This is a genomic window from Chelatococcus composti, assembly GCF_014201415.1.
In the GTDB taxonomy this organism is placed as follows: Bacteria; Pseudomonadota; Alphaproteobacteria; order Rhizobiales; family Beijerinckiaceae; genus Chelatococcus_A; species Chelatococcus_A composti.
The window spans coordinates 23,048-36,985 of the sequence record NZ_JACHEH010000009.1 but is presented as its reverse complement, the minus strand read 5'-3'; the positions used below and the strand labels follow the sequence as shown (position 1 = coordinate 36,985).

Sequence of the window (13,938 nt, the reverse complement as noted above, 5' to 3'; positions counted from 1 at the left end):
GCGCGCGGCACCCGGCGGACCGGATGCCGCGTCGGCCGTCACCTTACTTGATGACGTAGGGCAGCAGGCCCAGGAAGCGCGCGCGCTTGATGGCCTGGGCGAGCTCGCGCTGCTTCTTGGCCGAGACGGCCGTGATGCGCGAGGGCACGATCTTGCCGCGCTCGGAGATGTAGCGCGAGAGCAGGCGCGTGTCCTTGTAGTCGATGACCGGCGCGTTCGGGCCCGAGAACGGGCAGGTCTTGCGGCGGCGGAAGAAGGGGCGGCGGGGTGCGCTCGACATGGCTCAGATCTCCTCCTCGGTCGCCGCCTCGTCTTCGCGGCGGTCACGGCGCGGGCGGTCAGCGCGCGGGCCGCGGTCGAAGCCGTCGCGGTCGCGGCGCTCGTCACGGTCGCGCTTCTGCATCATCGCGGAGGGGCCCTCCTCGTGCGCCTCGACCCGCAGGGTGAGGAAGCGCAGGATGTCCTCGTTGATGCGCATCTGGCGCTCCATCTCCGCCACGGCCGCGTGGGGGGCGTCGATGTTGAGCAGCGCGAAGTGCGCCTTGCGGTTCTTCTTGATGCGGTAGGCGAGCGACTTGATGCCCCAGTACTCGGTCTTGCCGACGGAGCCGCCGTTCGCCTCGACGATGCCCTTGAGCTGCTCGATCAGGGCCTCGACCTGCTGTGCAGAAATATCCTGGCGTGCCAGGAAGACGTGCTCGTAGAGAGCCATTGGGTGGCCTTTCCTTTCAACCGACGTCGCCCCGGCGCTGAGCCCTTCGAGCCCTGTCGCCAAGGCCCGAGCGCGCTGTTCGAAGGCGGAGACACGGGACGCCGGGGCAGAAGCCCCTGCAGGCCTCACCGCGGGATCCCCTCCCGCAGGCAAGACGCCGCCGTCCGTTCAGCCCCCGGCCGGAGCGAACGTGAAGCCGGGCCTTTAAGGGATTTTCGGGGGGAAGGCAAGGGGGGCTTAAGGAGAGGCGATGAAGGAAGAATCCGGAGACGTCTCCGATGGCAAGGTAGTTGCGGCGCTGCCGACATGGACAAGCCGTTGTCACTTCCGTCGCTCACTTTCCCCTCCCGCACAACGCCATGGCTGGATGGCGCGACTTCGGCTAAATCCGGGGCACGGGCAGGGGAGTCGGCCGCGTGCCCGGCCGGGGCCTCGCCCGCCTGGAGAAGTGCGTCACATGGCATCCACTGTGAGACTGGGCGTCAACATCGATCACGTCGCCACCATCCGCAACGCGCGCGGCGGGGACCATCCCGACCCGGTGCGCGCGGCCCATGCCGCCGTCGCGGCCGGGGCGGACGGCATCACCGCGCACCTGCGCGAGGACCGTCGCCACATCCGTGACGAGGACATCGCGCGCCTCAAGGCCGAGCTGCCCGTGCCGCTCAACCTCGAGATGGCGGCGGAGGAGGATATGGTGGCCATTGCCCTCGCCACCCTGCCGCATGCCGCCTGCCTCGTGCCGGAAAAGCGCGAGGAGCGCACGACGGAGGGCGGTCTCGACATCGTGGCCGGCTTCGCCCACCTGCGGCCCATCGTCGCCGAACTCAGCCGCGCGGGCATCCGCGTCTCGCTCTTCATCGAGCCTGACGAGGCGATCATGGAGACGGCGGCGGCGCTGCTCGCCCCGGTGGTCGAGCTGCACACCGGCGCCTATGCCGAGGCGGTGGCCGCCGGGGACGGGGCGCGCATCGCCCACGAGCTGGAGCGCCTGCGCAAGGCTGCCGCGCGCGCTGCCCACTACAACATCGAGGTCCACGCCGGCCACGGCCTCACCACGGCCAACGTTGGTCCGGTGGCGGCGATTCCGCAGGTGGTGGAGCTCAACATCGGCCACTACATCATCGGCGAGGCCGTGTTCCTCGGGCTTGAAGGGGCCGTGCGGGCCATGCGCGCCGCCATCGAGGCCGGCCGCGCCGGCGCATAAGGGGCGTTATGATCATCGGGATCGGCTCCGACCTTTGCGACATCCGCCGCATCGAGCGCTCGCTGGAGCGCTTCGGTGAGCGCTTCACCCACCGCATCTACACGGAGGGCGAGCGGACGAAGTGCGAGCGGCGCGCCGCCCGGGCCGCCTCCTATGCGCGGCGCTTCGCGGCCAAGGAGGCCTGCGCCAAGGCGCTCGGCACGGGCATCCGGCTCGGCGTCTTCTGGCGCGACATGGAGGTGGTCAACCTGCCCGGCGGACGCCCCACCATGCGGCTGACGGGCGGCGCCCTCGCGCGGCTGAAGGAGATCACGCCGCCCGGCCACGAGGCGGTGGTGCACGTCTCGCTGACGGACGATCCGCCGCTGGCGCAGGCCTTCGTCGTCATCGAGGCGCTAGCGCGGCCGCAGTGATCGTGTCACGCTCGCGCCGCATTCACATCTGCTATGGGCCGCGCGGGTTCGCGTTGCGGCGCGGGGGCGTATCGGCTAGACCGCAACGGTTTCCCTGAGCCGGGCGGCAGGGGCGGGTGGACCGCCGGCCGCGAGGGCAGGGATGGGCTGCTCCGCCGGGGTGCGGGTGGCGCGAGGTTCCCGGGAAGGCACGATCGATGGACGAGGCGCGCGTGGACGAAACGAAGAAGAAAGCTGACCAGGGCGGCATTCTCGAGACGGTCAAGGTCATCGTCCAGGCGCTGCTCATCGCCCTCGTGGTGCGCACCTTCCTGTTCCAGCCCTTCAACATCCCCTCGGGCTCGCTGATTCCGACGCTGCTGATCGGCGACTATCTCTTTGTCTCGAAATACGCCTACGGCTATTCGCGCTATTCCTTCCCCTTCGGTCCGCCGCTGTTCTCCGGCCGCATCTGGGGCTCCGAGCCCAAGCGCGGCGACATCGTCGTGTTCAAGCTGCCGAAGGACAACTCGACGGACTACATCAAGCGTGTCGTCGGCCTGCCGGGCGACACGATCCAGATGATCGACGGCGTGCTGCACATCAACGGCGAGCCGGTGAAGCGCGAGCGCATCGGCAACTACGTGACGCAGGATTCCTGGGGCCGCGACATCGAGGTGCCCATGTACCGCGAGACGCTGCCCGGCGGCACGAGCCACATCATCATCGAGCGCGATGGGGACCGTGGCTACTGGGACAACACCTATGTCTACAAGGTGCAGCCCGGCCACTATTTCATGATGGGCGACAACCGCGACAACTCCACCGACAGCCGGGACGAGAATGCCGTCGGCCAGGTGCCCTTCGAGAACATCGTCGGCCGGGCGGAGATCATCTTCTTCTCCATCGAGGAGGGCAGCGCCGGCTGGAAGGTGTGGGAATGGCCGTGGACGGTTCGCTGGGACCGCATCTTCACCCCGGTCAAGTAAAGACGGTGCACTGACCTTGGGCCGCAAATCCGCCGATACTGCCGCGCTTGAAGCGCAGCTTTCCTATTCCTTCACCGACAAGGACCTGCTGAAGCGCGCGCTGACCCACGTCAGCGCCTCGCCCACCGACAAGACGCGCTCCTACCAGCGCCTCGAGTTCCTGGGTGACAGGGTGCTCGGCCTGTGCGTGGCCGACATGTTGCTCAAGGCCTTTCCTGCGGCGGAGGAGGGAGAACTGTCCCGCCGCCTTGCGGAGCTCGTGCGCAAGGAGAGCTGTGCCGAGGTGGCGCAGGCGTGGGACGTCGGGCCCTTCCTTCACCTTGGCGACGGCGAGGTTTCCTCCGGCGCGCGGCGCAACCGTGCTATCCTCGCCGACGTGTGCGAGGCCATCGTCGGCGCGGTCTTCCTCGACGGAGGCTACGAGGCTGCGCGCGGGCTGGTCGAGCGGGCGTTCTCTGCCCGTCTGCACGCTCCGCGCCGGCCCCTGCGCGACGCCAAGACGGCGCTGCAGGAGTGGGCGCAGGGGCGCGGCCTGCCGGCGCCCACCTATGAGCTTGTCGAGCGCTCGGGGCCGGACCACGCGCCCGAGTTCGTCATCGGCGTCAACGTCGAGGGCATGGAGCAGGCGCTGGGCCGCGGCACGGCCAAGCGCAATGCCGAGCAAGCCGCTGCCGAGGCCTTCCTGCTGCGCGAAAAGATCTGGACGGTGAACCGGGATGAGTGACGAAAACGCCGCTGAAACGGGTTCCGCGGCGGGCGCGGGGACGCGCTGCGGCTTCGTGGCGCTCATCGGTGCGCCCAACGCCGGCAAGTCGACCCTCGTCAACGCGCTTGTCGGCACCAAGGTGTCGATCGTCTCGCGCAAGGTGCAGACGACACGCACCCTGGTGCGCGGCATCGCGCTCGAGGGCGGGAGCCAGGTCATCTTCGTCGATACGCCTGGCATCTTCCGGCCGAGGCGCCGGCTCGACCGCGCCATGGTGACGTCCGCCTGGGGCGGGGCGGGGGATGCGGACGTCGTGTGCCTCCTCATCGATGCGCGCAAGGGGCTCGACGAGGAGAGCGCCGCCATCCTCGAGAAGCTCGCCGACATCCGTCAGCCGAAGGTGCTCATCCTCAACAAGGTGGACGTGGTGCGGAAGGAGAAGCTGCTTCAGCTCGCCGCTGACCTCAACGCCCGCCAGCCCTTCGTCGAGACCTTCATGATCTCGGCGCTCACCGGCGACGGCGTCGACGACATGCGCGCCCGGCTTGCCGCGATGATGCCGGAGGGGCCTTGGCTCTATCCGGAGGACCAGGTGTCGGACGCGCCGCTGCGCATGCTCGCGGCCGAGATCACGCGCGAGAAGCTCTTCGAGCGCCTGCACGACGAGCTGCCCTACTCCTCCACGGTCGAGACCGACCAGTGGCAGCAGATGAAGGACGGCTCCGTGCGCATCGAGCAGACGATCTACGTGGAGCGCGAGAGCCAGCGCAAGATCGTGCTCGGCAAGGGCGGCCAGACCATCAAGACCATCGGCTCGCTGGCCCGGGCCGAGATCGCCGAGATCGTCGAGACGAAGGTGCACCTGTTTCTCTTCGTGAAGGTGCGCGAGAATTGGGGCGACGATCCCGCCCGCTACCGCGAGATGGGGCTGGAATTTCCCAAGGGCTGAGCCCGCCTCGGGGTGCGCCATGGAATGGCAGGACGAAGGCATCGTGCTCGGCGCAAGGCGCCACGGCGAGGCCAATGTCATCCTCGAGCTGATGACGGCGGCGCACGGCCGCCACCTGGGCCTCGTGCGTGGCGGCCGGTCGCCCCGCCTGCAGCCCGTCCTGCAGCCAGGCAACGGGGTCTGCGTCGTCTGGCGCGCCCGAATCGAGGAGCATCTCGGCCACTATGCGGTGGAGGCGACCGCCATGCGCGCCGCCCGCTTCATCGATTCCCCGCTCGCCCTGCACGGCCTCGGCACGCTGACGGCCTTGCTGAGGCTGATGCCGGAGCGCGATCCGCACCCCGGCCTATACGAGGCGCTGAGCGTCCTCATGGAGCATCTCGATGACCCGGCCGTCGCCCCGGCACTCATCGTGCGCTTCGAGCTTGCCGTGCTGGCGGAGCTGGGCTTCGGTCTCGATCTCTCCTGCTGCGCGGCCACCGGCGGCACGCAGGAGCTCGTCTACGTCTCGCCGAAGTCAGGCCGCGCCGTCTCGCGCGCCGCCGGCGAGCCCTACCGCGACCGGCTGCTGCCGCTGCCCTCCTTCCTGCGCCAGGGCGGGCTTGTCGACACGATCGGCGCGGACGACGTGCTCGCCGGGTTTCGGCTCACCGGGCTCTTCCTCTCCCGCCACGTCTACGAGCCGCGCGGCCTTGCCGAGCCGGACGCCCGCCGGCGCCTCGTCGAGCTTGTCGCGCGCGGCGGGGCGCCGGGGCAGGGCGGCAGCGTGAGGAGCGGCGCACGGCGCGAGGCCTGAAGCCGCGACGCGCCTGCATCGCACTTGCGATGCGCGGCCATGTTCGCTACCCGTTCCCCGAGAGAGGAATTGGTAATGGGCAAGCCTGTCGATCCGCCGTCCGGTGGCAGCATCGAGACCATCAATCTCAAGGACGCGCTCGAGGAGCGCTACCTCGCCTATGCGCTGTCCACCATCATGCACCGGGCATTGCCCGATGCGCGCGATGGCCTGAAGCCGGTCCACCGGCGCATCCTGTACGGCATGCGCCTCCTGCGGCTCGATCCGGGCGCCGCTTTCAAGAAGTCCGCCCGCGTCGTCGGCGACGTGATGGGTCAGTTCCACCCGCACGGCGACCAGGCCATCTACGACGCGCTGGTGCGGCTCGCGCAGGACTTCGCCCAGCGCTACCCGCTCATCGAGGGGCAGGGCAACTTCGGCAACATCGACGGCGATAACGCCGCCGCCATGCGCTACACCGAGGCGCGCATGACGGAGGTGGCGCGCCTGCTGCTGCAGGGTATCGACGAGGATGCCGTCGATTTCCGCGAAACCTACGACGAGGCCAACCGGGAGCCCGTCGTGCTGCCGGCGGCCTTCCCGAACCTGCTCGCCAACGGCAGCCAGGGCATCGCCGTGGGCATGGCGACGTCGATTCCGCCGCACAACGTCGCCGAGCTGTGCGACGCTGCGCTCTACCTCATCGGCCATCCGCGCGCATCCTCCGAGCAGCTGCTCACTTTCGTTCAGGGGCCGGACCTGCCGACCGGCGGCATCATCGTCGACAGTCGGGAATCGATCCTGGAGGCCTACAGCACCGGCCGCGGCTCCTTCCGCGTGCGGGCACGCTGGGAGAAGGAGGACACGGGCCGCGGCGGCTGGGTTGCCGTCGTCACGGAGATCCCCTACGGCGTCGCCAAGGCGCGCCTCATCGAGAAGATCGCGGAGCTGCTGCAGGAGCGGAAGCTGCCGCTGCTGGCCGATGTGCGCGACGAATCGGCCGAGGACATCCGCATCGTGCTGGAGCCGCGCTCGCGCACGGTCGATCCCGTCCTGCTGATGGAATCGCTCTTCCGGCTCACGGACCTCGAGAGCCGACTGCCGCTCAACATGAACGTGCTGACGGCTGGGCAGGTGCCGCGGGTGCTCAGCCTGGCGGAGGCACTGCGCGAGTGGCTCGACCATCGCCGGGAGGTGCTGCTGCGCCGCTCCCGTCACCGCCTTGGAGAGATCGAGCGCCGCCTCGAGGTCCTGGGTGGCCTGCTGATCGTCTATCTCGATCTTGACAGGGTGATCCGCATCATCCGCGAGGAAGACGAGCCCAAGCCCGAGCTGATGAAGGTCTTCTCGCTCACGGAGGTGCAGGCCGACGCCATCCTCAACACGCGGCTGCGCTCCCTGCGCAAGCTGGAGGAGATGGAGCTGCGCAAGGAGTTCGACGAGCTGACCGCCGAAAAGGGCAGCATCGAGGACCTTCTGGCCTCCGAAGACAAGCAGTGGAAGACGGTTGCCTGGGAGATCCGCGAGGTCAAGAAGACCTTCGGGCCGGAGACGCCGCTGGGCCGCCGCCGCACCACCTTCGCAGAGGCGCCCGAGGCGGCTTCCATCGACCTGACGGAGGCCATGGTCGAGCGCGAGCCCATTACCGTCGTGCTGTCGGAGAAGGGCTGGATCCGTGCGCTCAAGGGCCACGTGGCCGATTTCTCGACCCTCCAGTTCAAGGGCGACGACGCCCTCAAGGTGGCCTTCCACACCGAGACGACGGCCAAGATTCTCGTGCTCGCCACCGACGGCAAGGTGTTCACACTCGATGCATCCAAGCTGCCCGGCGGGCGCGGTTTCGGCGATCCGGTGCGCCTGATGGCCGATCTCGAGGAGGGCGCGGACATCGTCACCGCCTTCCCCTACCGGCCGGGGACGAAACTTCTGCTGGCCTCCACGGAGGGGCGCGGTTTCGTCGCTTCGGCCGATGCCGTCGTTGCCAACACCCGCAAGGGCAAGCAGGTGCTCAACGTCTCGGCGCCCTACAGGGCGGCAGCCTGCGTGCCGGCGGAGGGTGACCATGTCGCCATCATCGGCGAGAACCGCAAGCTCCTCATCTTCCCGCTGGCGCAGGTGGCCGAGATGGCGCGCGGACGTGGCGTGCGCCTGCAGAAGTACAAGGACGGCGGCATGTCGGACGTGAAGGTCTTCACCTTCGCCGAGGGCCTGACCTGGAAGGACACATCCGGCCGCACGTGGACGGTGGCGGGCGACGACCTGAAGGTCTGGCTCGGCAACCGTGGCGATGCCGGCCGTCTGCCGCCGAAGGGCTTTCCGCGCAACAACACGTTCGGCGGCTGAGGGGGATCGGGCCGGCGACGGATGATCCGAGGCGCAGATGCGCAGGGCCCGTCCCATCAACCTGCCGGCTCCCTATCTGAGGCACGTCGAGCTGCGGCCGGAGAAGGTGGCGGACTGGGCGGCCTATCCGTTCTGTCTGCCGATTTTCCGCGAACGGGCCTTCGAAATCGCCTTCACGCACCCCGGTCATCGTCATCGTGGGTGAGAACGGCGTGGGCAAGTCGACCCCTGCTGGAGGGTATCGCCATCAGGGCCGGCTTCGGCCATTTTGGCGGGGCGACGGACCACAAGCTCGGCAGCCACGACGACGAGGCGACGCTGGCCGACGCGCTGAAGCTCTGCTGGCTGCCGCGGATTACGCGCGGCTATTTCTTCCGTGCCGAGACCTTCTTCTGTCTCACGCGCTATCTCGTTGAGGCAGCAAAGGAATGGTTCAGCGGACCGCCGCCGGACTGGCTCGAGATGTCGCACGGGGAGGGCTTTCTCGCCTTCTTCCGGGAGCGCTGCGTGAACCAGGGCGTCTATTTCTTCGACGAGCCGGAATCGGCTCTCTCGCCCTCGCGGCAGATCGAGTTCATGAAGATCCTGCGCGCCATGGAGCGCTCCGGCCGCTGCCAGGTGGTCATCACCACCCATTCGCCACTCCTCATGGCCTGTCCCGGCGCGGACCTGCGGATGCTCAACCGGGCAGGCTTCTTTCCCGTGCGCGTCGAGGATACGGACCATTTCCGGGTGCTGCGCGAGTTCTTTCTCGACCCCGAGCTGTTCGTCGACTCGATGCTCGACGATTGATGAACGGCGAAGCCGGCCGCCTCTCAATCCTCCGCCCACATGCGTGTCAGGTTCGCGGCGCATTTCGCGAGCAGATCGTATTCGGGCGTCTTGCCGTGCTGCTCGAAGAGCCGCGTGCGCGCGGTGTCGAGGTCGAAGAGCAGCTCGCGACGCGCCGCATCCCGTACGTAGCTGCGCGCCCAGCCGACGGCGGCCAGGCGCTCGCCGCTCCGTACAGGCTCGACCCGATGCAGCGTCGTCGAGGGATAGGCGACGAGATGGCCCGCGGGCAGCTTGATCGCTTCCTCGCCTGCCGGGCTCTCGATCACCAGTTCACCACCCTCGTAGCTCTGCGGATCGGCGAGGAAGAGCGTGAACGACACGTCCGTGCGCAGCCCGTGCATGATCGGGTTGTCGACATGTGTGCCGTAGGTCTGGCCGACGCTGTAGCGGCTGAAGAGGATCGGCGTCAGCGCCTTGGGCCGGACCGCCGCCGCGAAGACGGGATTGGCGAGGATGCGCGCCGAGACGTTTTCGCGCAGGCGCCGCACGGCAGCGCCCTCGCGGGCCTGCTGGTTGTCCTTGACAAGCCGGGCGCTGCGGCCTGCCGTCGCACGCCCGTCCCCGAAACGCAGGCTGGCCAGCGTTTCACGAATGTCCGCAAGCTCTTCCGCCGTCAGTATATCAGCGATGAGGACGAGCATTGTTTTTCTCTCCGTTGACCGGAGCCTCCATAGCAAATAGCTAAATACATGAAAATGAATAGAAATTTTAATTGAAACAGTTCCAATCTCTGACCTGGAGAACCGCCATGATCAAGTCCAGGAAAGTCTGGGTCGGCCTGGGTGCGGCCGTGCTTGTCGGCACGGGCATCGGCACGGAGGCGACGGCCCAGCCGCTGACGCGCGGCATCGAGCAGGCGGCGCCGGGGGACGCCTCGGCTCGGCAGGATCTCGTCCTGCGCGTGGCGGGGAGCCATGCCGGGCACGCAGCGGCCGGGGAGGGCGAAGGCGAGGGCGGCGGCGCGGAGCTTGCGCCGGACCTGCGCCTGACGCGCGATCTCGCCCTCATCAGTGGCCATCTCGCCGTCGGCAACGAGCTGGTCGAGGCCGGACGCTGGAGCGAGGCGACGGTTCACTTCCTGCACCCGGCCGAGGAGCTCTACGGCGACATCGCAGGCGACCTCAAGAGCTTCGGCATCCCGCCGTTCTCGGCTGCGCTCAAGGCGCTGGCGCAGACGGTGAAGGCGAAGAAGAAGGACGCCTACGAGGGCGCGCTGAAGACGGTGCGCGAGCGGCTCGCAGCAGCCGATGCGGCGGTGAAGGCGAAGACGGCCGACTGGCCGGGCCTGACGCTCGAGGCGGTGCTCGAGGTGCTCAACACCGCCGGCGAGGAATACGAGGCGGCCATCGAGAACGGCAAGTTCAAGCTCGTCGTCGAGTACCAGGATTCGCGCGGCTTCGTGCTCCAGGCCGAGAAGATGCTGGCGGCGGTCGCGCCCGATCTCGAGAAAAAGAATGCCGAGGCGTATGCCGCCCTGCAGCATGAGATCGCGGAACTGAAGAAGGCCTGGCCGAGCGTCACCGCGCCGAAGAAGCCGGTGCTCGACGTCTCGCAGGTGCTCGGGCATATCGCCAGGGCCGAGATCGAGATCGGCAAGCTGATGTGAGCGATGGTTCGCAGGCGTAGCCGGTTGCGAGCGGTCTCGGGCCGGACGGCGCGGCCGCCGTGGCTCGCGGCGGCCTGCGCCGCCGCCATCGTGCTCGGCGCCGGCCTGTCGTCGGCGGAGGCGCCGTCGTCCGTCCCGGCAGATATCCTTGCCGCCTTCGCCCGTCCTGCGCAGCGTCCTTCGGCGACCAAGGATGACGCGCGGCAGGTAGCGCTCGGCCGCGCGCTCTTCTTCGACACCAGGCTCTCGGGCGACGGCAGCCTCTCCTGCGCCTCCTGCCACGATCCGCAGCTCGGCTTCGCTGACGGCGTGCCGCTCGGCAGCGGCATCGCAGGCACCCGCCTGCCTCGCCACACGCCGGCCCTGTGGAATCTCGCCTGGGGGCGTACCTTCTTCTGGGACGGTCGCGCGACGAGCCTGGAGAGCCAGTCGACCGGCCCCATCGAAAATCCTGCGGAGATGGGGGCGAAGATCGAGGATGTCGTGGCCCGCCTTGAGGCTGACGCCGAGATGCGCGCCGCCTTCGCCGCAGCCTTTCCCGAGCGGCCGGTGGTCGATGCGGTCAACCTGACCCGTGCGCTCGCCGCCTTCGAGCGTACGCTCGTCTCGCCCGAGACCCGCTTCGACCGGTTCGTGGCCGGCGAGCGCGACGCCCTGACGACGGACGAGCTCGCCGGCTTCCGCCTCTTCATCGGCAAGGCCGGCTGCGTCAACTGCCACAGCGGCTGGCGCTTCACCGACGAGGCCTTCCACGACATCGGCCTGCCCGGCGACGATCGCGGCCGGGGGGCTACGCTCGGCCTGCCGGCGGCCGACCATGCCTTCAAGACGCCGAGCCTGCGCGAACTGGCCTGGACAGCGCCCTACATGCACGACGGCTCGTTGGCCACGCTGGAGGAGGTCGTCGCCCATTACGAGCAGGGCATCGTCGAGCGGCCGACGCTGTCGGCGGACCTGCCGCGGCCGCTCACCCTCACCGAGGAGGAGCGGCGCCAGCTCGTCGCCTTCCTCGGCACGCTGTCGAGCGAGGATCCTCCGCGGCCGGCTTCGCTGCCGCCGCATGTCGAGCAGGGGCCGGGCGGCGCGGGGGCCGTGTCGGTGTCCACCGTCCGCCAGGCGGGCAAGCGCTTCGCGCCCGACCACGTGCGCATCCGCGCGGGCGAAGGGCTCACCGTCATCAACGATGACACGCGCACCCACAACGTGCGCGTCGACGACCCGCGCCTCACCTTCAGCTCCGGTGCGCAGGAGCCGGGCGACCGGGTGATCCTGTCCTTCGACGAGCCGGGGCTGTTTCTCGTCACCTGCGGCATCCACCCGGAGATGCGCCTCACCGTCGAGGTCGCGCCGCAGAACGGGAAATGAAAAGGGCGGGCCGAGGCCCGCCCTGTCCGATGATTCGTGTCGCGATCAGCGGTGCCGGTCGAGCGCCACGACGCTTGCATAGGCAAGGGCCGACTTCAGCACCGTGCCGAAAATGAAGGGCACGAGGCCGGCGACGATTGCCTTCTCGAAGCCGACGAGCTGGGCGAGCCAGGCCACGCCCGGAACAAAGACGATGAGATGGCCGACGGTGAGCGAGACGGCCAGCTTGCCGTAATGGCGGTTCCAGCCCCGGTCGGCGAGCCAGCCGACGAAGGCCGCAGCGAGCAGGAAGCCCACGAGGTAGCCGCCCGTCGGGCCCATGAAATAGAGGAGCCCGGCATTGCCGCCGGCGAAAAGAGGCAGGCCGGCGATGCCCTGCGCGAGATAGGCCACCAGCGTCTCGCTCGCCAGGCGCGCGCCACACAGCGCGCCGACCAGCAGCACCGCATAGGTCTGCATCGTCATGGGCACCGGATACATCGGCACCTCGATCCAGGCCGAGGCAGCAACCAGCCAGCTGCCGATGAGCACGACGCCGGCCCGTCGCAGGGCGGAGGAACCGACAAGGCGCGCCAGAGGCGCGGCATGAGAGGTGGAGGTGGTGTACGACATCAGGGCACTCCCAATCGATGCCGCGACACTTCCTTGGCCGTGCGCCGCCGTCAAGCCCGTCGAAGGCCAAAAAGCGGGCGCAACGGCCCACAACCGGCCTGCGCCTCGGCGCGCGGCCCCGTGCCAGTGGTGCAACCTCAGTCGAAGCGCACCCAGCCCTGCGGATAGAGCCGCTCCTGCGGCAGGAAGCGCGCCTTGTAGGCCATCTTGCGCGAGCCCTCGACCCAGTAGCCCAGATAGACGTAGGGCAGCCCGAGGCGCTTGGCCTTGGCGATGTGGTCGAGGATCATGAAGCTGCCGAGGCTGCGCTCGCCATCGTCCGGGTCGTAGAAGGAATAGACCATGGACAGGCCGTCCCCGAGCACGTCGGTGAGCGCCACGCCCATCAGTTCGCCCGTGCCGCGGCCGTGGATGCCCGTGTCGGGGCCACGCCGGCGGTATTCGATGAGGCGCGTCGGCACGTGGCTGTCCTCCACCATCATGGCGTAGTCCAGCATCGTCATATCCACCATGCCGCCGTCAGAATGACGCGCCTCGAGATAGCGGCGGAAGAGCGAGTACTGCTCAGAGGTGGGGATTGGTTCGCCCATACTGCCGACGAGATCGGCATTGGCGCGGATCACGCGCCGCATGCTGCGCCGCGGCCGGAAACCGTCGACGACGATGCGCACCGACACGCAGGCCTTGCACCGTTCGCAGGCCGGGCGGTAGGCGATGGTCTGCGAGCGGCGGAAGCCCCCCTGGGTCAGAATGTCATTGATCTCGGCAGCCCGCCGGCCAATGAGATGGGTGAAGACCTTTCGCTCTTCCTGCCCCGGCAGATAGGGGCAGGGGGAAGGTGCCGTCAGGTAGAACTGCGGCGCGTCGCGCGGCTGCGTCGTCACCTCGTTCCTCCGTTCGACCGTTCGCCGCCCGCAAGGGCATCTGTAAACGATACCACTGCCCCCGCGGCGCTCAAGCGCCGTTAGCGCGCGTTGACGATGGTGACGCCCGTCAGCACGTCATGCAGCAGCCGCCGGTCGTCACGCAGGAGCCCAACGAGGATGTCGACCATCAGCACCAGGCCGGTGCTGGCGGCGACGTAGAAGAGGAGGGCGTGGACCGCGGCCGTGACGTAGTCCACCGGCGTGCCGCCGGGGCCGACAGCCCTGAGTCCCAGCATTCGCATGCCGATGGTCGACTGCCGGCTGCCGCCGACCGTCACCATGCTGTAGAGCACGCCCGTGCCGGCCCCCACGACGGGAAACAGGAACCAGGCGAGGCCGAACGTGAGGGCACCGAGCACTGTCACGATGACGAACAGCATCACCATGAGCACGGCGATGACGCAGATGTCGATGAGATAGGCGAAGAGACGCGGGGTGAGGACGCCTGCGGTGGCCTCGGGCGGCAGCGTCGGCATGGTCTGGCTCATGGCATCCTGTCCTGTTTCAAAAAGAGGGCGCGAA

At 68.6% G+C, this 13,938-nt stretch carries 15 protein-coding genes and 1 pseudogene; 10 read left to right on the top strand and 6 right to left on the bottom strand.

The genetic code is table 11. The features are described 5' to 3' along the window. Positions 1–43 precede the first annotated feature (43 nt). Entirely contained in the window at positions 44–280 is a 237-nt protein-coding gene (gene rpsR / locus HNQ73_RS16340; RefSeq protein ID WP_019404164.1) for a 30S ribosomal protein S18, read from the bottom strand. Between the two features lie 3 nt (positions 281–283). Then, positions 284–712, bottom strand: coding sequence for a 30S ribosomal protein S6 (gene rpsF, locus HNQ73_RS16335; protein ID WP_183336222.1), 429 nt, complete (start codon positions 710–712; stop codon positions 284–286). Between the two features lie 457 nt (positions 713–1,169). Here rpsF and HNQ73_RS16330 point away from each other — a divergent pair, with 457 nt between their 5' ends. From HNQ73_RS16330 to HNQ73_RS16295, 8 genes and pseudogenes are all read left to right on the top strand, one after another. After that, positions 1,170–1,919, top strand: coding sequence for a pyridoxine 5'-phosphate synthase (locus tag HNQ73_RS16330; RefSeq protein WP_183336220.1), 750 nt, complete (start codon positions 1,170–1,172; stop codon positions 1,917–1,919). An 8-nt stretch (positions 1,920–1,927) separates the two neighbouring features. Next, positions 1,928–2,332 (top strand): holo-ACP synthase, encoded by a 405-nt coding sequence (gene acpS, locus HNQ73_RS16325; RefSeq protein WP_183336218.1) that lies wholly within the window; start codon positions 1,928–1,930, stop codon positions 2,330–2,332. A 197-nt stretch (positions 2,333–2,529) separates the two neighbouring features. Continuing rightward, positions 2,530–3,300, top strand: a complete 771-nt coding sequence (gene lepB / locus HNQ73_RS16320) for a signal peptidase I (protein ID WP_183336216.1) — start codon at positions 2,530–2,532, stop codon at positions 3,298–3,300. 16 nt (positions 3,301–3,316) lie between these two features. Further along, positions 3,317–4,024 (top strand): ribonuclease III, encoded by a 708-nt coding sequence (gene rnc / locus HNQ73_RS16315; RefSeq protein ID WP_183336214.1) that lies wholly within the window; start codon positions 3,317–3,319, stop codon positions 4,022–4,024. Then, positions 4,017–4,955 (top strand): GTPase Era, encoded by a 939-nt coding sequence (gene era, locus HNQ73_RS16310; protein WP_183336212.1) that lies wholly within the window; start codon positions 4,017–4,019, stop codon positions 4,953–4,955. Before rnc ends, era begins: the two co-directional genes overlap by 8 nt. 19 nt (positions 4,956–4,974) lie before the next feature. Beyond that, complete coding sequence (recO, locus tag HNQ73_RS16305; RefSeq protein WP_183336210.1) at positions 4,975–5,751, top strand: DNA repair protein RecO; 777 nt, start codon at positions 4,975–4,977, stop codon at positions 5,749–5,751. Between the two features lie 75 nt (positions 5,752–5,826). Next, a complete protein-coding gene (parC, locus tag HNQ73_RS16300; RefSeq protein WP_183336208.1) occupies positions 5,827–8,073 on the top strand; it encodes a DNA topoisomerase IV subunit A in 2,247 nt (748 codons plus the stop codon). A gap of 37 nt (positions 8,074–8,110) precedes the next feature. After that, a pseudogene (locus HNQ73_RS16295) lies at positions 8,111–8,865 on the top strand (AAA family ATPase). Between the two features lie 23 nt (positions 8,866–8,888). On the opposite strand, the gene HNQ73_RS16290 reads toward HNQ73_RS16295, so the two are convergent. Beyond that, positions 8,889–9,548, bottom strand: a complete 660-nt coding sequence (locus HNQ73_RS16290; RefSeq protein ID WP_183336206.1) for a Fe2+-dependent dioxygenase — start codon at positions 9,546–9,548, stop codon at positions 8,889–8,891. A gap of 107 nt (positions 9,549–9,655) precedes the next feature. Between HNQ73_RS16290 and HNQ73_RS16285 the strand changes: the two genes are divergently transcribed. Continuing rightward, the gene (locus tag HNQ73_RS16285) at positions 9,656–10,513 is read left to right on the top strand and encodes a hypothetical protein (protein WP_183336204.1); all 858 of its coding nucleotides are present in this window, start codon (positions 9,656–9,658) and stop codon (positions 10,511–10,513) included. Positions 10,514–10,516: 3 nt separating this feature from the next. Next, positions 10,517–11,878 (top strand): cytochrome c peroxidase, encoded by a 1,362-nt coding sequence (locus tag HNQ73_RS16280; RefSeq protein WP_183336202.1) that lies wholly within the window; start codon positions 10,517–10,519, stop codon positions 11,876–11,878. A 45-nt stretch (positions 11,879–11,923) separates the two neighbouring features. On the opposite strand, the gene HNQ73_RS16275 is transcribed toward HNQ73_RS16280, so the two are convergent. The 3 genes from HNQ73_RS16275 to HNQ73_RS16265 form a co-directional block, all read right to left on the bottom strand. Continuing rightward, positions 11,924–12,490, bottom strand: coding sequence for a biotin transporter BioY (locus HNQ73_RS16275; RefSeq protein ID WP_183336200.1), 567 nt, complete (start codon positions 12,488–12,490; stop codon positions 11,924–11,926). A gap of 137 nt (positions 12,491–12,627) precedes the next feature. After that, on the bottom strand, positions 12,628–13,374 hold the full coding sequence (locus HNQ73_RS16270; RefSeq protein ID WP_183336198.1) for an arginyltransferase: 747 nt from the start codon (positions 13,372–13,374) through the stop codon (positions 12,628–12,630). A gap of 80 nt (positions 13,375–13,454) precedes the next feature. Further along, positions 13,455–13,904, bottom strand: coding sequence for an RDD family protein (locus HNQ73_RS16265; RefSeq protein ID WP_183336196.1), 450 nt, complete (start codon positions 13,902–13,904; stop codon positions 13,455–13,457). Positions 13,905–13,938 lie beyond the last annotated feature (34 nt).